The sequence below is a fragment of the Bacillus sp. 22446 genome, assembly GCF_052044955.1.
In the GTDB taxonomy this organism is placed as follows: Bacteria; Bacillota; Bacilli; order Bacillales; family Bacillaceae; genus Bacillus; species Bacillus altitudinis.
In genome coordinates this window covers 287988-308497 of record NZ_JBQEOD010000001.1, presented here as the reverse complement: position 1 = coordinate 308497, position 20510 = coordinate 287988, and the positions used below count along the sequence as shown (strand labels likewise).

Genomic DNA, 20510 nt, shown 5'->3' with positions numbered 1-20510 from the left:
ATGATCAATGAGAAACGCTTATTAGACGAATTTTTAGAACTTGTTCAAATCGATTCAGAAACGAAACATGAAGAAAAAATTGTTGAAGTCCTAAAAGAGAAATTTACTGGTTTAGGGCTTAATGTAGTCGAAGATGATTCAAAAGAGACAACCGGCCATGGAGCAGGCAATCTTATTTGCACACTTGAAGGGAATCAAGAGGCAGATACGATTTATTTTACTTCTCATATGGATACAGTTGTACCAGGTAATGGTGTTAAGCCAGTCATTGAAGACGGCTATGTCAAGACAGATGGCACAACCATTCTTGGTGCTGACGATAAAACAGGGCTTGCTGCAATGTTTGAAGCGATCCGTGTCCTAAAAGAGAAAAATGTACCGCATGGCAAGATTGAATTTGTCATTACAGCTGGTGAAGAATCAGGACTTGTAGGAGCAAAAGCGTTAGATCCGAAACTGATGACAGCAAAATATGGTTATGCCCTTGATTCAGATGGCAAGGTCGGTACCATTATCGTGGCTGCGCCAACACAGGCGAAAGTACGTGCAACCATTTACGGAAAAACAGCTCACGCAGGAGTGGCACCTGAAAAAGGCGTCTCTGCGATTACGATTGCATCAAAAGCGATCGCCAGCATGCCGCTTGGCCGTATTGATGAAGAAACAACGGCGAATATTGGCCGCTTTGAAGGCGGAACACAAACGAATATTGTCTGTGATCAAGTGGATATTTTGGCAGAGGCACGTTCTTTAGAACCGGCAAAAATGGAAGCGCAAGTAGCGAAAATGAAAGAAGCCTTTGAAAAAACCGCTAAAGAAATGGGCGGAAGTGCCGATGTACAAATTGACATCATGTATCCAGGCTTTAAATTCTCACACGGCGATCAAGTCGTTGAAGTGGCGAAAAAAGCGGCTGCGAAAATTGGCCGTCCTTCAGAACTACAGACAAGCGGGGGAGGCAGTGATGCAAACGTCATTGCTGGAAATGGCATCCCGACCGTCAACCTAGCTGTTGGATATGAAGATATTCATACGAAAAATGAGAAAATGCCGATTGAAGAATTAGTCAAGACAGCTGAAATGGTTCTCGCCATTATCGAAGAAACGACAAATCCATCGTAAAGGCAGGAGACTCTGTGAGCACGCAAAAGATCATTATTTTCCAAGTGGGACAAGAGGATTTTGGTATCAGCGTAGAACATATACGCTCAATTGAGAAGGTCCCTTATTTACAAGAAGTATCGAACCTTCCAAAAGAGATTAAAGGACTCATGTCGTTAAGAGGAGAGGTCATTCCAGTCAGTGACACAGGTGTCATGCTGCACGGAAAACCTCTGGATGTAACCGAACAGTCTAAGGTTCTACTATTTGAATTGAACGATCAAATGATTGGCTGCCTTGTTTCTGATGCAAAAGATATCATTGATATCGAGTTAAGTGAGATCAAGCCATTTCATATGAACACAAAAGCATCTGAATATTTCTTCGGCGTCGTTGAGAGAGAGAACAAGATGATTTTACAAGTGGACCCTAATAAGTTTCTAGGGAAAATTGAGGATCTTGATCAATTGCCTGAGCGATTGAAAGAGGAATTGGCATAAACAAAGGCCCCTTATCCATGGATAAGGGGTCATTTTGCGTGCCGGAGCTCACGCATCTTTTATTTGTTGCGCTCTACAGAAGACAAATAAAGCCCCCTTATCATGTTCCGGTAAGGGGGCTATAATTTATTCAGCTGCTGGGTTAATTGAATCGTTTGCCGCAGCTTTTGTTTTTGATTTTTGGTACATCACATTTAAAATAATCGTTTGAATGGTGAGTAAAAGTCCACTTGTCATCCAATATAAAGGAAGAGCAGCGGGAGCATTAATTGATAGAAACAGCATCATGACTGGGAAAATCATGCCCATGATTTTTGCTTGTTTCAGTGCAGCTTCTGTTTGGGTGCCTGATTGTTTTGCGAATTTTTGTGTGACATAAAATTGCAAGAAATACATGGCCCCTGCAAAGATCGCTACCAAAAGATCAGTTTGTCCTAAGTTAAACCATAAGAACGAATGTGTTGCAATCTCAGGTGTTGAGCGGATTGCTGAGTAAAAGCCAAGAACAATTGGGATTTGAATCAGCATCGGCAGACAGCCCATTGCCAGCGGGTTCACATTGTTGTCTTTATATACTTTCATCATTTCCATTTGCAGTTCTTTTTGTTTTTCAGGTTCTTTCGTTTTTTTCAATTTGCTTTGTATTTGGTCAATCTGAGGTTTAACGAGTGCCATTTTCTCTTGCATCACTCTCTGCTTTTTAAATTGGTTTGCAAAAAGCGGGAAAATAAGCAGCCGGACAATCAATGTCACGAACATAATAGATAAACCGTAGTCATCATGGAAAAAGTTCGCAAGCCAGATAATCAACTCAGAAAAAGGCTGAACAAAATAATGATGGAAAAACCCATCAGAGCTTGTATTTGTTTGCGCACTGGCAGCAAATGCCGGTGACGCTACCATCATCAAAAATAAAGTCGTACAAATTGTCAATAAACGTTTCAATTCGTTTCCTCCTCAATAATAAAATCTAATAAGAGAGAGGAAGCGAATGGTCTTCATCATCATTTGATGATCTTTTCATTCGAATGACTTTACTAATCCAAGTTGTAATGCGATCATATATGATAAACAGAAAGTCTGTTCGATTCAAACAAGATGCATCCAACTCTTCTAAACGATGTCCTCCGAGGTGCTCGTTCATTCGGCAGTCTTTTAATAAGAAAGCAATACCAATGGCGGTCAGCGCTGGAAGAATAATCGTAAAGAATTCAACAAGGAAAAAGACTTCATTGAATGTATCAATAATCATGATTATCACATCCATTTCATTACTCACAGTGTACTATACACCATATGAAATGTCTAATGGAACAAACAGGTGAAATCACGGTGAAGTGAAGGAAAGTAGATCACCTAAGGAGGCAAGCAAATGGCTGATTCTCAAAAGAAGGGGCGAATCATTTTTCATATTGATATGAATAGTTTTTATGCATCGGTAGAAATGGCGTATGATCCTTCTTTGAGAGGGAAACCTTTAGCCATTAGCGGAAATGCAAAAGAGCGCAAAGGCATAGTTGTAACCTGCAGCTACGAGGCAAGAGCACTCGGGGTGAAGCCGCCGATGCCACTTTGGGAAGCGAAGCGGCTATGTCCGGGACTGATTGTGCGTACACCCAACTTCGACCGGTACCGCAGCTCCTCACAAGAAATGTTTACCATACTAAGAGAATATAGTGACTTAGTTGAACCCGTTTCAATTGATGAAGGCTATATTGATTTAACCGATACACCTTATGCTGAGCATGCCGTAAAAACCGCTCATGATATTCAAACGAGGCTCGTAGAAGAGCTCATGCTTCCATCGAGTATTGGCATTGCACCGAATAAATTTCTAGCGAAGATGGCGTCTAATTGGAAAAAGCCAATGGGCATTACCATTTTGCGTAAACGAGATGTCCCGACAATGCTCTGGCCGCTCCCTGCAGGTGACATGCATGGGGTTGGACAGAAAACGGCAGATAAGCTGAAAACCATCGGAATTCATACTATTGAAGATTTAGCAAAAGCGAATGAATATGCGCTGAAAGAGTTATTAGGCATCAATGGACCGAGGTTAAAGCAAAAAGCAAACGGAGAGCATGACGGCATTGTCGATCCAGAAAGAATATACGAATTTAAATCTGTCGGCAATTCTTCCACTCTTCCTCACGATTCTGATGATACAGATGAACTCGTTTCATTAATAGAGAAACTGTCGCAATCGGTGAGTGCCAGATTACGAAGAAAAGAAGTGATGGCAAACCGGTTGCTCATTATGATTCGGTATGCAAGCTGGAAAAATATCACACGGAGCGTCACACTCACGAATCCAACTGATCGAAATGAAGATCTATTTGAGGCGGCAAAGCAGCTATTCCTAAAGCATTGGAATGACCAGCCTGTAAGACTTTTAGGTGTGACGGGGACCGATCTTGTGGAACGAAAATCAGCTGTCAAGCAACTTGATTTATTCTCTTATACAGAAGATGCAAAGGACGAACCGCTCCAATCTCTTTTAGACGGACTGAAAGAAAAATACGGTAAACCACTCATCCAAAGAGGAGTGACCATTAAGGAAAAAGAGAGCAAAACAAGTGGTACAAGTTTTAATAAAGACTTTTTTCAGGACGAAAGAGGAAATGACTAGCCTGAAAACTTGATAAAAGAGGTGATGTTGTGGTAATTTCAAAGGGTACATCATTTCAGCAGTAATCAATATAGTGTGTTAGAAGGGACGTCAGAATTATGTCAAAACAACAAATCGGTGTCGTTGGACTAGCCGTTATGGGGAAAAACCTTGCCCTAAATATTGAAAGCCGCGGTTTCTCCGTGTCCGTTTATAACAGATCTAGCAGCAAAACAGAAGAGTTTCTTCAAGAATCACAAGGGAAAAACGTTGTAGGCACATACAGCATTGAAGAATTTGTTCAATCGCTTGAAACGCCGCGTAAAATTCTTTTAATGGTAAAAGCGGGTGCAGCAACAGATGCAACCATTCAATCATTACTGCCTCACCTAGAGAAAGGTGACATTTTAATTGATGGTGGAAATACATATTACAAGGATACACAAAGACGTAACCAAGAGCTTGCGGAAAGTGGTATTCACTTCATTGGTACAGGTGTTTCTGGCGGTGAAGAAGGCGCACTTAAAGGTCCTTCTATCATGCCTGGCGGTCAAAAAGAAGCGCACGAGCTAGTGAAACCAATTTTAGAAGCCATCTCTGCGAAAGTAGATGGTGAGCCTTGTACAACGTATATCGGTCCAGATGGAGCAGGACATTATGTCAAAATGGTTCATAACGGTATCGAGTACGGAGACATGCAATTGATCTCTGAATCATACTTTATCTTGAAGCATGTGGCAGGATTGTCAGCAGAGGAGCTTCATGAAGTATTCTCAGAGTGGAATAAAGGCGAACTTGACAGCTACTTAATTGAAATTACAGCTGACATTTTCACAAAAGTGGATGAAGAAACAAATCAGCCGCTTGTGGATGTGATCTTAGATAAAGCTGGACAAAAAGGAACTGGGAAATGGACGAGCCAAAGCTCTCTTGATCTAGGTGTTCCGCTTCCAATCATTACTGAATCTGTTTTCGCGCGTTACATTTCAGCAATGAAAGATGAGCGTGTTGAAGCAAGTCAATTAATTGAAGGTCCTAAGCCAGCGCAATCAGCAAAGAATAAACAAGAGCTGATCGAAGCAGTTAGAAAAGCCCTATTCATGAGTAAAATCTGCTCATATGCACAAGGTTTTGCGCAAATGAAAGCAGCGTCTGATGAGTATAACTGGGATTTGAAATACGGTGAAATTGCGATGATCTTCCGTGGTGGATGTATCATTCGTGCAGCCTTCCTGCAGCAAATCAAAGAAGCATATGACCGTAACCCTGAATTGAAAAACCTATTGCTTGATCCTTACTTCAAGGATATCGTAGAAAGCTATCAATCATCACTTCGTAAAGTGATTTCACTTGCAGTAGAACAAGGTGTTCCTGTTCCTTCATTCTCAAGTGCACTAGCTTACTTTGATAGCTATCGTACAGCTGTCCTTCCAGCTAACTTAATTCAAGCACAGCGTGACTACTTCGGCGCACATACGTATGAGCGCACAGATAAAGAAGGCGTCTTCCATACTGAATGGATGAAATAAGTATACAACCTCAAAAGACCTTACCTTGGTAAGGTCTCAGATAGTTGACAAAGGGCTAAAATGAACTTGATTTTAGCCCTTTGTCTTCTTTTTAGCGTGATAGAAAACCTTTGCAGGCTAGGAAGGCCGAGTACTGGCGCGGAGCGAATTTGACATTCGTGAGCACCAGCACGCAGGACTGACACCGAATGCGAGGGTTTGTCTACACGCTGTGACCTTACCTTTGGTAAGGTCTTTTTTGTGTTTACATCTATTCGGCTAAAAATCCGAAAAAGAGGGATGCTAAGTAAAAAAGAACAGAAAGTAGGGATAGAAGTGGGCATTTTATATGCACTTCTCCCAGCGATATTTTGGGGAAGTATTGTTCTCATCAGTGTCAAACTTGGCGGGAATGCCTATCAGCAAACACTCGGCATTACCCTCGGCGCTTTTTTGTTTTCAATCGGCGCCTATTTGATCAAAATGCCGGAACTGACACCGCTTATTTTTGCGGTTTCCGTTATCTCTGGGATCTTTTGGAGTATTGGGCAAATGAATCAGCTTTCAAGTGTCGCCTTTCTAGGGGTGTCAAAGGCTGTTCCTTTATCAACGGGTATGCAGCTTGTGAGCACGACATTATTTGGTGTCATCGTCTTCAAAGAATGGCAAACCATGACGGTCATACTTATTGGTTCTTGTGCCATTTTATTTATTATTGCTGGCGTTGTCATGACATCCCTCGGTCAAAAAAAGAGTGGCGGGAACGAAGGCGGCAATTTTAAAAAGGGAATCATCATTTTGCTCATCTCAACCGTAGGCTACGTAGGATACGTCGTCATTTTAAGATGGTTTCATATAGATGGCTGGTCTGCGCTCGTTCCGCAATCTGTCGGCATGCTGCTTTCATCGTTAGCGATTAGTCTAAAGCAAGACCCGTTTAGCAAATATACGTTCAGAAATATCATTGCTGGTCTTGTGTGGTCGACAGGAAATCTAGGACTTCTTTTGGCGATTCCACTCATTGGCGTAGCAGTAAGTTTTTCCATGTCTCAAACAGGAATTGTCATCTCGACTTTAGGCGGTATTTATTTATTAAAAGAGAAAGCATCTAAAACAAGCTTTGTCATTGCAGGCTGCTTGATGATTATCGCAGGCGGTGTGCTACTAGGTTTTACAAAATAGGAGGTTTAAGCGAATGTATCCAGATTTGGAAGGAAAAACAGTTCTCATCACAGGAGCAGGTACAGGGATAGGTCAGGCGATGGCACGCCGGTTTGGACAAGAAAAAGCCAATGTAGTGATCAATTATTTCTCAGATAAAGAAAACCCGGACGACACGATTGCTGAGATTCAAAAAAGTGGCGGACAGGCTGTCAAAATTCAAGGGGATGTATCAAAAGAAGAGGATATGAAGGCGATGATTGATCAAGCTGTCAATACATATGGCAGTCTTGATGTCATGATCAATAATGCAGGAATTGAAAATGAAGTTCCTTCAACTGAAATGACGCTAGATAACTGGAACAAAGTGATGTCCACCAATTTAACAGGTATGTTTTTAGGGTGCCGTGATGCATTGAAGTATATGACAGAACACGGGATCGAGGGGTCGATTATTAATATGTCGTCGGTCCATCAGCAAATTCCGTGGCCTCATTTTGTCCATTATGCAGCAAGTAAAGGAGGCGCCAAGCTTTTGACAGAAACGCTGGCACTAGAATATGCCCCTAAAAAAATTCGCGTAAACAGCATTGCACCAGGCGCAATTGATACCCCGATCAATGCCGAAAAATTTGATGATCCAGCATTGAAAAAGGGCGTCATTGAGCTGATACCGATTGGTTATATCGGAAAACCGGAAGAAGTGGCAGCATGTGCTGTCTGGCTTGCATCAAAAGAGGCGAGCTATGTGACAGGGTTGACGTTATATGTAGACGGCGGTATGACCAAGTACCCGGGATTCCAAGCAGGAAAAGGATAATCGTGATGATCACGGGCTGGGTCCAGAGGATAACACAACATCAAATTATGATCTAGTATGTGCATGTGAAGACTAATGAAAAGCGTGTGTATAAACATTCACACGCTTTTATCCGTTTATACGCCTTATTCAAATATGCTTGTTTCTTTTACAGGCTTTACCCAAATTTTGATTACAAAGATATGAATAGATTCGAAAAGTAGCAGCAAAAGACGTTTACCTATCCATCAAATTGAGTGGGAATAGCATCTGTTTCCATCTCGGGGCAGTTACTTCTCATGATTTATGGGTTTTTGAATGAGCTAAGTCATTAGCACTTATTTTAACAAAGTTCTCAAATCTTCTGAAGAAAAAGCTACTTTATGGTTCATTCGGAGAGTATTTTTTAAAAGAAAAGGGGTCTCGTTCATATCTGGATGAGATCTTTTTTGTTCTGAAAGCTTGTTGTGAGTATTGATACGGTCATTTTTAAAATAAAATACAGACATATATAATTAAATGTCTAGACATTTAAAAATAAAAATATATAATATTAACTGGAAGCGCTTTTATTACAACAATGGGGTGAGAGAAATGAAACGTATTTTATTAGCATGCAGTTCAGGTATGTCTACGAGTTTACTAGTCACAAAGATGAAGGCACATGCTGAGTCTATAGGGGAAGAAGCAGAGATTTGGGCAGTCGGACAAGACCAAGCGAGAAAAGAAATGGCACATGCCGATGTTGTATTAATTGGACCGCAAATGAGCTTTTTAAAAGGGGATCTTCAAAAAGAAGCTCAAAAATATGGGATTGAAGTAGAGGTCATCGATATGCAGGCGTATGGGCTAGCAGATGGACAAAAAGCGTATGAACAAGCGGTTTCATTGATGGGGGAATCTTAAAGGATGGAAAAGAAAACGCTCGAAGGACTCACGGAAGAACAAATCAGTTTTCAATTGATCTTACACAGCGGAAATGCACGAAGCAAATTGCTTCAATCTCTTAAACAATTCAGAGAAGGTCATGAAACAGTAGCATCTGACCTTCTCAAAGAAGCGGAAGATGACTTGCGGAATGCACATGATATTCATTTTCAAATGGTACAGCAAGAGGCAAGCGGAGAAACGATTTCATTCTCCTTGCTGCTCATGCATGCCGAAGATCATTTCATGTCAACGATGACAATAAAAGAGCTTGTGGGAGAGCTCTTACCGATATTGCAATCATTGAAACAATAAAGGGTGTAAACAAGGGGGGGAAACCAATGTTTGATAAAATAAGTGCGATTTTGGTTCCGATTGCTGGGAGATTGAACAACAATCGCTATCTAGGGGTATTAAGGGATGCCTTTATGCTTGCGTTCCCATTAACGATTTTTGGTTCCATCATGGTCGTATTAATGAATTTGCCATTTTTAGATAAGATCATGAGTCAAACAGCACTGGAAGGTGTTCAGTCTGCACTGAATATTGCACCTAGTGCGACCATCAGCATTATGAGTGTGTTTGTTGTATTTGGGATTGGCTACTATTTATCGAAAAGCTATGATGTGGAAGCTGTCTTTGGCGGTGTGATCGCTTTAGCCTCTTTTCTGCTCCTTACGCCATTTTTACTAGAACAAGAGGGCGGTGCATCCATTGCAGGCGTCATCCCAGTCGATCGTTTGGGCGCAAAGGGAATGTTCCTTGGAATGATCACAGGCTTTTTGTCTGCTGAAATTTATCGCTATTTTGTCCAAAAGAAATTTGTCATCAATATGCCGCAAGGGGTTCCGCCAGCTGTTTCTAAGTCTTTTGCTGCACTCATCCCGGCTACTTTGACACTCACAACCTTTCTACTGATCAATATCATCATTACACAAGGGTTCAAAACCAACATGCATGACTTGATTTACAATGCGATTCAGGCGCCGCTTGTCGGACTTGGAAGCGGTATCATTCCGACCTTGATCGCTATTTTCTTTATACAAATTCTTTGGTTCTTTGGGCTCCACGGCCAAATTATTATCAACTCTGTCATGGACCCGATTTGGAATACATTGTCCATTCAAAATCTAGAAAGCTACACAAAAACAGGTGAGGTTCCGAACATCATCAGCAAGCAGTTTATCGAAATCTATACAGTGGGTATGGGTGGAACCGGTATGACGCTAGCTGTTGTGTTTACGATTTTAATTTTTCTTAAAAGTAAGCAATTGAAACAAGTAGCAAAGCTCGGCTTAGGACCAGGTTTATTTAACGTCAATGAACCCATTATCTTCGGTTTACCGATTGTGATGAACCCGCTTATTCTCATTCCATGGATTTTGGCGCCAATGGTGATTACTTGTATTTCTTATTTTGCGATGGCCGCAGGTATTGTGCCGCCTCCGACAGGCGTGAATATTCCATGGACAGTACCGATCTTTATTAGCGGAGTCATGGCAACGAATTCATTAGCGGGCGGTCTGCTTCAGCTGTTTAATTTAATGATTGTGTTTGTCATTTGGTTCCCGTTCCTAAAATTTATTGATCGTATGAATGTGAAAAATGAAAAAATAGTCACGACAGAAAAAACGAAACAAACAAACATCAAAGGTGAAGGAGACTCAATACATGTCGATGGAAACTAACAGTCAATCATATACATTTCCAGAAGGTTTCTGGTGGGGATCTTCTGCCTCTGCTACGCAAACAGAAGGCAGTTATCCAGGAGATGGAAAGGGACCGAACATTTGGGATCACTGGTTTGAAAAAGAGCCGAATCGTTTTTTTCAGGGCGTCGGTCCAGGTGTAACCTCGCAATTTTATCGTAAATACAAAGAGGATATCCGCCTCATGAAGGAGATTGGGCACAACTCGTTTCGTCTATCTATTTCATGGTCACGCCTTTTACCTGAGGGAAAAGGGGCTGTTAATGAAGAAGCTGTGGCTTTTTACAATGATGTGATCAATGAACTGATAGCCAGTGACATTGAACCGTTTGTGAACTTGTATCATTTTGATATGCCAATGGCGTTGCAAGAGACGGGAGGATGGGTAAACAGGCAGGTCGTAGACGATTATGTCAGCTATGCGACATTGTGTTTTCAGCTATTTGGCGACCGGGTGAAAAAATGGTTTACCCATAACGAGCCGATTGTCCCTGTAGAGGGTGGATATATGTATAGCTTCCATTATCCAAACGAAGTTGATTTCCAAAAGGCAGTGCAAGTTGGATTTCATGAGATTTTATCAAATGCTAAGGCCATTGCGGCTTATAAAGAGATGAAGCAGGATGGGAAAATAGGCATTATCCTGAACCTTACTCCTTCGTATCCGCGAAGCCAGAATCCGAGGGATGTCGAAGCAGCTGAGATGGCTGACGCCTTCTTTAACCGGTCCTTCCTAGATCCTGCGGTGAAGGGACATTTCCCAGAAAAACTAGTAGAAGTCTTAAAGAAAGAAGGCTTTATGCCAAGTATGGAAGAAGGAGACCTTGAACTCATTCAAGAGAACACGATCGACCTTCTCGGCATCAACTATTATCAGCCAAGAAGAGTGAAAGCAAAGGAACACATGCCTCACCCTGATGCACCATTTATGCCAGATCATTATTTCGATTCTTTTGAAATGCCGGGCAGAAAAATGAATGTGTACCGCGGCTGGGAAATCTATGAAAAGGGTATTTACGATATATTGAAAAAAGTCCAGACAGACTATGGGAATATTGAATGCTTTATTTCTGAAAATGGAATGGGTGTTGAAGGAGAAGAGCGGTTTCAGGATGAAGAAGGAATGATTCATGACGATTACCGCATTGATTTTATTTCTGAGCATCTTAAATGGGTGCATCAAGCCATCCAAGAAGGAAGTCATGTAAAAGGCTATCACCTGTGGACGTTTATGGATAATTGGTCATGGTCGAATGCCTATAAAAATCGCTATGGATTTGTCTCAGTGGACCTTGAGGAAGACGGGAAACGTACCATCAAAAAAAGTGGCTATTGGTTTCAATCGGTTTCAGAGAATAATGGTTTCTAATCAAGATACTTGCTCTTTCCTTGAAAAGGGCAAGTATTTTTCTTATGTAAAGATGAAAGGGTTGAAATGAAAGTGGCTCGAACCTTTTAAGCGCACTAGGCTTAGTGTAGAATGAGAGGAAGGCTAGAAAGCGCTATAATAGGATATGAAAAAACAAGTCAGTTGGTGGTGTGAGATGACAAAGTACGAACTCATTTCAGAAGAAATTAGAAAAAGAATAGGAACAGCATATTATCCAGAAGATCAACCCATTCCAGATGAAAACTCGCTTGCCGCTGAATTTAAATGCAGCAGAATGACGATGAAGCGTGCGCTCGATCTTTTAGTGGCGGAAGGTCTGCTCTTTAGAAAAAGAGGTCATGGCACATTTATTGTGAAGGCAGCACTAAATCAAGGTGCGATCAACGTATCAGGTCATGAAAATAAAGGGTTCACGAAAGTGATGGCAGATAAAAACGTGACGAGCCAAATCATTCGCTTTGATGTGCATTTTCCAAGTGAAGAGGTGGCAGCTCATTTATCCATTGACTCAAGTACACCCGTCTATGACATTATTCGGCTCCGTTTGGTAGAAGAAGAGCCATATGTATTAGAAAAAACCTTTATGCCTGTCAATGTCATTAAGGGAATAGATGAAGAGGTTTTATTGGGTTCCATCTATAGCTACATTACAAACACACTGCAATTAAAAGTAGCAGGAGCGCACAAAAAAATTAGAGCGGCTAAATCAGATCAGCTTGATCAGCAATATTTAGGCTGTGACCCTACGGATCCGGTGCTAGAAGTGGAGCAGGTGGCTTATTTAAACACAGGCCGGCCGTTTGAATATTCCTTTAGCCATCATCGCTATGATAAATTTGATTTTTCAACAGTTGAAATTACGAAAACACGACTTTAAAAAAAGAGCAGAACCCCCTCAATCGGGAGACTGCTGTTTTTTTGTTGATTTTATATATTCCACCAGTGATATCCATCTTTTTCAAGAAGCTGATCTGCTTCTTTTGGTCCCATAGAACCAGCAGGATAATTTGGTTTTAACGTTTTGGTTTCAGCCCATTTTTCTGAAATTGGATCAACAAAGTTCCAAGACAGTGCCACTTCATCCCAGTGGGCAAAGTTTGTTGCATCACCTAGCAAACAGTCATGAATTAGCTTTTCATACGCTTCTGGTGTATTCATGATGTCGTTGTAATTTGTTTGATAGTCCAGCTTAATTGGTTTAGCATACGTTCCGCCATCAAGCTTGCGAGCATTCAGGTGAAGGGTGATGCCTTCGTCTGGCTGAATGTGAATCACAAGTAAGTTTGGATGCATGGAATTCCCGTTTCCGTAGTACAGGTTCATCGGAATGTCTTTAAATTGCACCACGATTTGAGTGGATTTCTTTTCTAGACGTTTTCCTGTACGAATGTAAAATGGTACCCCGGCCCATCTGAAGTTATCGATGAGAAGTTTCCCTGCAACGAATGTTTCTGTGTTGGAGTTTGGGTCCACATTTTGCTCTTCAAGATAGGAAGGAACCATATTGCCATCAATTGTTCCTGCATCATATTGTCCGCGGACAAAGAATTGATCCACTTCATCTTTCGAGAATGGACGAAGCGCACGCAATGCTTTCCGTTTTTCGCTACGGATTTCCTCTGTATTGAGCTTAATCGGTGGCTCCATGGCTAGCAGTGCAACCATTTGAAGCATATGGTTTTGTACCATATCTCTCAGTGCACCAGAACTCTCGTAATATCTCGCACGGTCTTCGACACCTAATGATTCACTCGATGTGATTTGAATGTTTGAAATATAGCGGTTTGTCCAAAGCGGTTCAAAGATCGCATTCGCAAAACGAATTACCTCAATGTTTTGCACCATCTGTTTACCAAGATAGTGGTCAATACGATAAATTTGATCCTCTGTAAATGCATCTCGGATCTCTTCATTTAATGTTTTGGCACTAGGCAGGTCATGACCAAACGGTTTTTCAATAACAAGTCGAGACCATCCAGTCGTTTCTGATACGCCTTCGCTTTTTAAAAACTTCGCAATGGTTCCGAAGAATTCTGGTGCCATCGCTAAATAGAACATCCGGTTATTCGGGATACTGTATGTATCTTCAAGACCAGAAAGAAGTGTGTTCAGTGCTTGATAGGAAGCAGGGCTTGAGACATCAAAATCATGGTAATAGAAATGAGAAATAAATTCCTCTGCTTTTGCTTCTGCATCATCAGAAGAGACCGATTCTTTTACCACAGCTCTTAGGTCTTCATGAGACCAAGGACGACGTCCAACACCTACAACGGCGAATTGGTCTCCAAGCTTTCCGCTATGATAAAGTCTATGTATAGAAGGGTAGAGCTTGCGTTTTGCAAGGTCTCCTGTTGCGCCAAAAATGACAATGACTGCTTTTGGATAGTTAGTTTCTGTATTCACGAAAAGTACCTCACTTTATTCGTAGCATTGTTGTAAAAACCGAGAATGTATGTACATTTTCTTTATTTTAAAGGTTCATTGTTCGTAAAGCAAACATTTGATTCGACTTTTTCTGCCCGAGTTTGACTTTTTTCAAAAATTCCGCTGAATTCACATTTATCCTGTCTTCATGTATTCTATATGAATGAAGAGATTGTATACCGGCTGTAGGAGGAAATCGTAATGGAACTGCTCTTTTTAGGAACAGGTGCAGGCATTCCTGCAAAAACAAGAAACGTCACTTGCACTGCGCTGAAGCTTTTAGAAGAGAGAAAAGCCGTGTGGCTTTTTGATTGCGGAGAAGCGACGCAGCATCAAATATTACATACAACGATTAAACCAAGAAAAATTGAGAAGATCTTTATCACGCATATGCACGGTGATCATGTATATGGTCTCCCGGGTCTGCTTGGCAGCAGGTCCTTTCAAGGCGGAGAGGATGAATTGACGATATATGGTCCAAGCGGCATTAAAGCTTTTGTAAACGCAGCACTTTCAGCGACACAAACGCATTTGACTTATCCGCTGCATATCATAGAAATAGAGGAAGGGATCGTTTTTGAAGATGAGACCTTTCAAGTAGAAGCAAGACGAGTGTCTCATGGGATACCAGCTTACGGTTATCGGGTCGTGGAAAAAGATGTACCGGGTGCACTAAAAGCCGAAGACCTAAAAAAAATCGGTGTAAAACCTGGACCTTTGTATCAGAAGTTGAAAAATGGGGAAACCGTTACACTCGAAGATGGAAGAATAATTGATGGAACCGATTATTTGGAACCCCCTAAAAAAGGGAGAATCGTTGCATTTTCAGGAGATACCCGTTTGTGCGAGAATATAACAAGGCTTGCCAAGAATGCGGATGTGTTAGTCCATGAAGCAACATTTGGGAAAGAAGATGCAGAACTAGCCTATAATTATTATCACAGTACGACAGAACAGGCAGCAAAAACAGCGCAGGAAGCAGGCGCAAAAAGACTGATTTTGACCCATATTAGTGCACGGTACCAAGGGGAAGAGTCACTGAAACAATTACTCAAAGAAGCCCGCGATATATTCCCGCTGACTGAAGCTGCACATGATTTCTTTTCTTTTCCTATTGACCGTACCCTGTAAAAATTGGATGAATCGTCAAAAAAAGTTGTGTGATTTTTTTGATATTTATGATGACGCTCTTTTTCAGGTAGTGGTAAAATGGTGAAGAAAAAACAAATGACGAATTACACTATGAAGAATACGGGAGGCACAATCAAAGATGAGCGGTTTTACAGCGTTAAGTGAAGCAGAATTAAATGACCTATATGCAGCACGACAAAAAGAATATGAAACGTACAAAAGTAAAAACTTACACTTAGACATGTCTAGAGGGAAACCTTCACCAAAACAGCTCGATTTATCTATGGGCATGCTCGATGTCGTGACATCAAAGGATGCAATGACAGCTGAGGATGGTACAGATGTGCGAAACTATGGCGGCTTGACAGGCCTTCCTGAAACAAAGAAATTTTTTGCAAGTGTGCTCAATCTGAAGCCAGAACAAATCATCATTGGCGGTAATTCTAGTCTGAATATGATGCATGACACAATTGCACGTGCTATGACTCACGGCGTATATGGCAGCAAAACACCTTGGGGAGAGCTTCCAAAGGTAAAATTCCTTGCACCGAGCCCAGGATATGATCGTCATTTTGCCATTTGTGAGCATTTTAACATAGAGATGATTACGGTAGATATGAAGTCGGATGGACCTGACATGGATCAGGTGGAAAAATTGGTTGCAGAAGATGAAGCCATCAAAGGGATTTGGTGTGTACCGAAATATAGTAACCCTGACGGCATTACGTATTCAGATGAGGTTGTTGACCGTCTTGCTTCTATGCAGACAAAAGCAGAAGACTTCCGTATTTTTTGGGATGATGCCTATGCAGTCCACCATCTAACAGATACGCCTGATACGTTAAAAGATATTTTTCAAGCAGTAGACAAAGCAGGACATGCAAACCGTGTGTTTATGTTCGCCTCTACTTCTAAAATTACGTTCCCAGGCTCGGGTGTTGCACTGATGGCATCTAGTCAGGACAACGTCAGCTTTATTCAAAAACAGCTATCAGTTCAAACCATTGGGCCAGATAAAATCAATCAATTAAGACACCTTCGTTTCTTCAAGAACCCAGAAGGATTGAAGGAACATATGAAAAAGCATGCAGCGATTATTAAGCCGAAATTTGACCTCGTTCTTTCGATCCTTGATGAAAAGCTTGGTGGAACAGGCATCGCTGAGTGGCACAAACCAAATGGCGGATATTTTATTAGCTTAAATACACTTGATCATTGTGCAAAAGCTGTTGTGCAAAAAGCGAAAGAAGCCGGTGTGACACTAACAGGGGCAGGGGCGACATATCCTTATGGAAACGACCCGCTTGATCGGAACATCCGTATTGCGCCAACGTTCCCAACACTTGAAGAACTAGAGCAGGCGATTGACATCTTTACGTTATGCGTTCAGCTTGTCAGCATTGAAAAGTTGCTGTCTGAGAAAAGTCAATCAGCACCAACGGTATAATGAAAAAACTCCTTGACTGATGTCCGGTCAAGGAGTTTTTGTTTTTAGTTAGCTGTTTGATAATAAGAGACAGGCTGTTTTGCTGCACACCATACATCATAAATGGCAAGCTGCACAATATGTGGTTCATCGTGATGAATATAGTGCGAGCTGTTCTGCGCCTGAATCCATCCGCTTTGGGATGACAATGTGAGCATTCGTTTATGGAGCCTCAGCCAAGCTTCATGTGCTGGATGAAACAAGCGGCTTTTGCCTGATGAAATGACAAGAAGGGGCATCATCCCATAATGCGTTTGCTCCTCTTTGATCGTACGCAGCATTTGCTCAAAGTCCTCATGTGTACATTCTGCTGTGAACTGCGCCATATATGAAGTGCGTTCTTCCTTTGATAAGAGCGGCAGAATGACCTGCTCTTGCTCCTCACTTGCTGGGTCTAGAAGGACCATACCGATAACATCTTCTTTTCTGCGGCTTGCCCATAAGCGGCTGACAAGAGAGCCAAATGAGTGCGCCACAATGAGAAATGGCGGCTGAATATTGGCTTGATGTAAGAGTGTATCTAAATCATCCGCAAGATCATGCAAAGTTCTTCCTTCTTTGCTTTCACTGCTTTTTCCATTACCTAAACGGTCATATAAGAAAACACCAAGCTCTGGGTCAATATCACGAGCGATATTCGCCCACGTATCGCCTGAAATTCCATATCCTGCTTCAAAAATAATGGTGGCTTGCTTTTTTCCTTGACGATGCCTTGTATAAAAGTGATGTCCATCTATATGATACGTTCTTTCAATCAATGCCGAGTTCATTCTTCCATCTCCTCTAAGTGGTTCTTTAGCTAAAAGACGGCACAAAAGGCAAAGATGTTTCTCTTAAAAACAAAAAAGATGCCTATTTCAAAAAATAGACACCTTTTTGCTTAAAGATGTTACCAAGCGCGATCGTATTGGCGCGGGCTTTCGATGGATGTACGAAGCTCTTTAGCGGCTGTTTTGGGGAAATACGGATCCCGTAAAAATTCTCTGCCGATAAAGATCAAGTCAGCACGCTGATTTTGTAAAATTTCTTCGGCCTGTACACCAGATGTGATCATACCAACAGCGGCTGTTTGGATGCCGGCACCTTCTCTTATTTTCTCAGCAAAGGTGACTTGGTAGCCGGGGAATGTTTTAATACTGGCTTGCACCACAGCACCTGAGCTCACATCAATTAGATCGACTCCTTGCTCTTTCAGCCATGCGGCAATGCCAATATAATCTGCAATATCTAGTCCTTTTGTTGTGTAATCAGAAGCGGATACACGGACAAATAATGGTCCATCCCACACTTCATTGACTGCATCAACAACTTCTCTCAAGAAGCGATAACGATTTTCTGGTGAACCGCCATATTCATCTGTCCGGTGATTGGCAAGCGGTGAGAGAAATTCGTTAATCAAATAGCCATGCGCACCATGAATCTCAATGATGTCAAATCCAGCTTTCTTGGCGCGGACAGCTGCATCTTGAAACGCCTGAACGGTGTCTTTTATTTGATCGATAGACATCTCAAGAGGTGTTTTAGATTGTTCGTCAAATGGAATGCTGGATGGAGCAAGAATGTCACCATCTAGCTCAGCCTTGCGTCCTGCATGGGCTAGCTGGATGGCCGTTTTTGTTCCGTACGCTTTGATTTGTTCGTTTAATGAGGCAAATCCTTCAATGTGCTCATCACTCCAAATTCCGAGGTCCTGATCACTAATTCTTCCCTCAGGTGAAACAGCACTTGCCTCGACCATAATTAATCCGGCCTGACCTTGCGCACGGGAAATATAATGTGCAAAGTGGAAAGGCTGTAATTTTCCATCACGGTCATAGGATGAATACATACACATCGGGGACATGACGATGCGGTTTTTGAGTGTGACACCTTTTAATGTCCAAGGTGAAAAAAGCTTTGTTTCCAATTACCTTCGCCTCCTCATAGAATGGTATAGCCGATTATAACAGTCATTCAAACATTCGTCATAAAAGGTGCTCAAACCATATAGCTTTTGAACATGATTTTGTATAATGAAAGATATGGACATCAAAGGGGGATAAACGGATGAAATGGCAAACGGAAAGTGAACTAAAGGAGCTACTCACAGCTCTGATGCAGTATGAAAGCATATCTGGTACAACGGGAGAAGTCGCATTAGCGGAATATTTATATTACTTGCTGAGGGAGCGGCCATATTTTGAGCAGCATCCTGATCACTTGGCTTTGCATCCAATGAAAGATGGCCGGTATTTTTTAACGGCACTTGTCAAACGAAGTACGCTGCCATGTACTGTTTTACTCCTCAGCCATTTTGATGTCGTCGATACAGAGGATTACGGAGAATTTCAAAATATGGCGTGTAAGCCCGAAGAGTTAATGGTGTCCTTTTCTCAAAAAAGTGCACTTCTTCCAAAAAGGGCAAGAGAGGATTTAGCTTCAGGTGACTGGCTGTTTGGACGAGGGTCCATGGATATGAAAGCAGGCCTGACTGTCCAGCTTTCCATGCTAGAAAGAGCCATGGCGGGGAGGTTTGAAGGAAATATTCTGCTCGTCACAGTGCCAGATGAAGAAGTGAATTCACAGGGGATGCTGGAGGCTGTTCCGAAACTAAAGGAGCTCAAGCAGAAGTATGACCTTGAGTATACCGCGTGTTTAAACAGTGAGCCGATGTTTGAAAAGTATCCCGGGGATGCGCACCAATATATCTATACAGGTAGTATAGGGAAGGTACTTGCGGGATTTTTCTGCAAAGGAATTGAAACACATGTAGGTGAGCCCTTCTCAGGATTAAATGCAAATTTTATGGTATCTGAATTAAACAGGCTGTTAGAACTGAATAGTGATTATTGTGAGGAAGTAGATGGTGAAGTGACACCGCCTCCGACCAATTTGATGCAAAAGGATTTGAAAGAAGCTTACTCTGTTCAAACGCCTCACACGGCTGTTTCTTTATTTAATGTGCTGATGATGAACCGCTCTAGTGAAGAGCTTCACGGGCTCCTCTATGAAACTGCGAAACAAGCAGCAGCTCAAATCGAAGCCAATCTCAAACAGAAAACCGCTGCATTTCAACGCTTTAAACATTTTACACCCATTGATACAAACATCACGGTGTTAACGTATCATGAGCTGTACGAAAAAGCTGCTGAACGATCCGGCAAGCAGGAGGTCGAGCGAATTGTCAACTACGCCTTTGCCAACCGGGGTGAGCTAGGGGATCGTGATTTTTCAACCAAAATTGTATCAGAACTGACGACCCTTTGTAAGGAAGATGGAGCACTGATTGTGTTGTTTTATAGTCCGCCATTTTACCCATCTGTTTCTTCAACAAACGATCTGCATATTCAAACGACCTTAAAGAAGATTCAAAGAGAAGCAAAAGAGATCTATGGAATTGAAGTAGAAGAAGTCAAATATTTTCCTGGTTTATCTGATTTAAGCTACTTACAGCTTGAAAATCAAGATATAGACGATTATACAGCCAACATGCCGCTATACCAAAAAGGCTACTCGTTACCACAAGGAGAAAAAGAAGCTCTTAACGTACCTGTCATCAACGTTGGTCCATTAGGAAAGGATGCGCACAAATGGACAGAACGGCTGCATGTCCCATTCTCTTTTGGCGTTTTGCCTTCGCTCTTAGAATCAACAATTCATGCTTTATTAGAAAAGAATTAAGTGAAAGCTCTATCGTCATGATAGGGCTTTTCTTTTTGATATCAATCACCTTCTGTCTAAAGAAATAGAGTATGATATAGAATAATACTTACATATATTTGAAGGG

19 protein-coding genes are annotated in these 20510 nt (G+C 41.7%); 14 read left to right on the top strand and 5 right to left on the bottom strand.

What is annotated here, in order from left to right; all coding sequences use genetic code 11:
* The gene (locus tag ACTJJD_RS01645; RefSeq protein ID WP_035390776.1) at positions 1-1122 is read left to right on the top strand and encodes a tripeptidase T; all 1122 of its coding nucleotides are present in this window, start codon (positions 1-3) and stop codon (positions 1120-1122) included.
* Between the two features lie 14 nt (positions 1123-1136).
* Complete coding sequence (locus ACTJJD_RS01640; RefSeq protein WP_008342245.1) at positions 1137-1601, top strand: chemotaxis protein CheW; 465 nt, start codon at positions 1137-1139, stop codon at positions 1599-1601.
* 126 nt (positions 1602-1727) lie between these two features.
* On the opposite strand, the gene ACTJJD_RS01635 is transcribed toward ACTJJD_RS01640, so the two are convergent.
* A complete protein-coding gene (locus tag ACTJJD_RS01635) occupies positions 1728-2546 on the bottom strand; it encodes a membrane protein insertase YidC (protein ID WP_007501121.1) in 819 nt (272 codons plus the stop codon).
* Positions 2547-2571: 25 nt separating this feature from the next.
* Positions 2572-2853: a hypothetical protein gene (locus ACTJJD_RS01630; protein ID WP_008342247.1), complete on the bottom strand. Its 282-nt coding sequence runs from the start codon at positions 2851-2853 to the stop codon at positions 2572-2574.
* A 120-nt stretch (positions 2854-2973) separates the two neighbouring features.
* Between ACTJJD_RS01630 and ACTJJD_RS01625 the strand changes: the two genes are divergently transcribed.
* The 9 genes from ACTJJD_RS01625 (at position 2974) to ACTJJD_RS01585 (ending at position 12580) form a co-directional block, all read left to right on the top strand.
* Positions 2974-4230 (top strand): DNA polymerase IV, encoded by a 1257-nt coding sequence (locus ACTJJD_RS01625; RefSeq protein ID WP_216099380.1) that lies wholly within the window; start codon positions 2974-2976, stop codon positions 4228-4230.
* Positions 4231-4328: 98 nt separating this feature from the next.
* Positions 4329-5738, top strand: a complete 1410-nt coding sequence (gene gndA / locus ACTJJD_RS01620) for an NADP-dependent phosphogluconate dehydrogenase (protein ID WP_440608046.1) — start codon at positions 4329-4331, stop codon at positions 5736-5738.
* A gap of 315 nt (positions 5739-6053) precedes the next feature.
* Positions 6054-6899 carry a GRP family sugar transporter gene (locus tag ACTJJD_RS01615; RefSeq protein ID WP_024718904.1) on the top strand — a complete coding sequence of 282 codons (846 nt, stop codon included), beginning with the start codon at positions 6054-6056 and terminating at the stop codon, positions 6897-6899.
* 13 nt (positions 6900-6912) lie between these two features.
* The gene (locus ACTJJD_RS01610; protein WP_041091776.1) at positions 6913-7698 is read left to right on the top strand and encodes an SDR family oxidoreductase; all 786 of its coding nucleotides are present in this window, start codon (positions 6913-6915) and stop codon (positions 7696-7698) included.
* Between the two features lie 573 nt (positions 7699-8271).
* Positions 8272-8583 (top strand): PTS sugar transporter subunit IIB, encoded by a 312-nt coding sequence (locus ACTJJD_RS01605; protein ID WP_008342261.1) that lies wholly within the window; start codon positions 8272-8274, stop codon positions 8581-8583.
* Positions 8584-8586: 3 nt separating this feature from the next.
* Positions 8587-8919, top strand: a complete 333-nt coding sequence (locus ACTJJD_RS01600; protein ID WP_017357943.1) for a PTS lactose/cellobiose transporter subunit IIA — start codon at positions 8587-8589, stop codon at positions 8917-8919.
* A gap of 26 nt (positions 8920-8945) precedes the next feature.
* Positions 8946-10292, top strand: coding sequence for a PTS cellobiose transporter subunit IIC (gene celB / locus ACTJJD_RS01595; RefSeq protein ID WP_007501108.1), 1347 nt, complete (start codon positions 8946-8948; stop codon positions 10290-10292).
* The gene (locus ACTJJD_RS01590) at positions 10276-11682 is read left to right on the top strand and encodes a glycoside hydrolase family 1 protein (protein WP_168948532.1); all 1407 of its coding nucleotides are present in this window, start codon (positions 10276-10278) and stop codon (positions 11680-11682) included. The genes celB and ACTJJD_RS01590 overlap by 17 nt, the downstream gene beginning before the upstream one ends.
* A gap of 175 nt (positions 11683-11857) precedes the next feature.
* The gene (locus ACTJJD_RS01585; protein ID WP_008342268.1) at positions 11858-12580 is read left to right on the top strand and encodes a GntR family transcriptional regulator; all 723 of its coding nucleotides are present in this window, start codon (positions 11858-11860) and stop codon (positions 12578-12580) included.
* Between the two features lie 50 nt (positions 12581-12630).
* Here the strand turns inward: ACTJJD_RS01585 and zwf are convergent, their stop codons facing one another.
* Positions 12631-14106: a glucose-6-phosphate dehydrogenase gene (zwf, locus tag ACTJJD_RS01580; protein WP_008342269.1), complete on the bottom strand. Its 1476-nt coding sequence runs from the start codon at positions 14104-14106 to the stop codon at positions 12631-12633.
* A 222-nt stretch (positions 14107-14328) separates the two neighbouring features.
* Between zwf and rnz the strand changes: the two genes are divergently transcribed.
* A complete protein-coding gene (rnz, locus tag ACTJJD_RS01575; RefSeq protein WP_440608045.1) occupies positions 14329-15258 on the top strand; it encodes a ribonuclease Z in 930 nt (309 codons plus the stop codon).
* Positions 15259-15397: 139 nt separating this feature from the next.
* Positions 15398-16705, top strand: coding sequence for an aminotransferase class I/II-fold pyridoxal phosphate-dependent enzyme (locus tag ACTJJD_RS01570; protein ID WP_440608044.1), 1308 nt, complete (start codon positions 15398-15400; stop codon positions 16703-16705).
* Between the two features lie 44 nt (positions 16706-16749).
* Here the strand turns inward: ACTJJD_RS01570 and ACTJJD_RS01565 are convergent, their stop codons facing one another.
* Together ACTJJD_RS01565 and namA are read right to left on the bottom strand one after the other, a co-directional pair.
* Positions 16750-17514, bottom strand: coding sequence for an alpha/beta fold hydrolase (locus ACTJJD_RS01565; RefSeq protein WP_041091946.1), 765 nt, complete (start codon positions 17512-17514; stop codon positions 16750-16752).
* 119 nt (positions 17515-17633) lie between these two features.
* Positions 17634-18650, bottom strand: coding sequence for an NADPH dehydrogenase NamA (gene namA, locus ACTJJD_RS01560; protein ID WP_024718910.1), 1017 nt, complete (start codon positions 18648-18650; stop codon positions 17634-17636).
* A 140-nt stretch (positions 18651-18790) separates the two neighbouring features.
* Between namA and ACTJJD_RS01555 the strand changes: the two genes are divergently transcribed.
* Positions 18791-20404, top strand: a complete 1614-nt coding sequence (locus ACTJJD_RS01555) for a M20/M25/M40 family metallo-hydrolase (RefSeq protein ID WP_440608043.1) — start codon at positions 18791-18793, stop codon at positions 20402-20404.
* Positions 20405-20510: the final 106 nt, after the last annotated feature.

Coding starts and splice junctions, on each gene's coding strand:
- ACTJJD_RS01645 (WP_035390776.1), top strand. CDS start 1: ATGATCAATGAGAAACGCTTATTAGACGAATTTTTAGAACTTGTTCAA.
- ACTJJD_RS01630 (WP_008342247.1), bottom strand. CDS start 2,853: ATGATTATTGATACATTCAATGAAGTCTTTTTCCTTGTTGAATTCTTT.
- ACTJJD_RS01625 (WP_216099380.1), top strand. CDS start 2,974: ATGGCTGATTCTCAAAAGAAGGGGCGAATCATTTTTCATATTGATATG.
- gndA (WP_440608046.1), top strand. CDS start 4,329: ATGTCAAAACAACAAATCGGTGTCGTTGGACTAGCCGTTATGGGGAAA.
- ACTJJD_RS01610 (WP_041091776.1), top strand. CDS start 6,913: ATGTATCCAGATTTGGAAGGAAAAACAGTTCTCATCACAGGAGCAGGT.
- ACTJJD_RS01605 (WP_008342261.1), top strand. CDS start 8,272: ATGAAACGTATTTTATTAGCATGCAGTTCAGGTATGTCTACGAGTTTA.
- ACTJJD_RS01600 (WP_017357943.1), top strand. CDS start 8,587: ATGGAAAAGAAAACGCTCGAAGGACTCACGGAAGAACAAATCAGTTTT.
- celB (WP_007501108.1), top strand. CDS start 8,946: ATGTTTGATAAAATAAGTGCGATTTTGGTTCCGATTGCTGGGAGATTG.
- ACTJJD_RS01590 (WP_168948532.1), top strand. CDS start 10,276: ATGTCGATGGAAACTAACAGTCAATCATATACATTTCCAGAAGGTTTC.
- ACTJJD_RS01585 (WP_008342268.1), top strand. CDS start 11,858: ATGACAAAGTACGAACTCATTTCAGAAGAAATTAGAAAAAGAATAGGA.
- rnz (WP_440608045.1), top strand. CDS start 14,329: ATGGAACTGCTCTTTTTAGGAACAGGTGCAGGCATTCCTGCAAAAACA.
- ACTJJD_RS01570 (WP_440608044.1), top strand. CDS start 15,398: ATGAGCGGTTTTACAGCGTTAAGTGAAGCAGAATTAAATGACCTATAT.
- ACTJJD_RS01565 (WP_041091946.1), bottom strand. CDS start 17,514: ATGAACTCGGCATTGATTGAAAGAACGTATCATATAGATGGACATCAC.
- ACTJJD_RS01555 (WP_440608043.1), top strand. CDS start 18,791: ATGAAATGGCAAACGGAAAGTGAACTAAAGGAGCTACTCACAGCTCTG.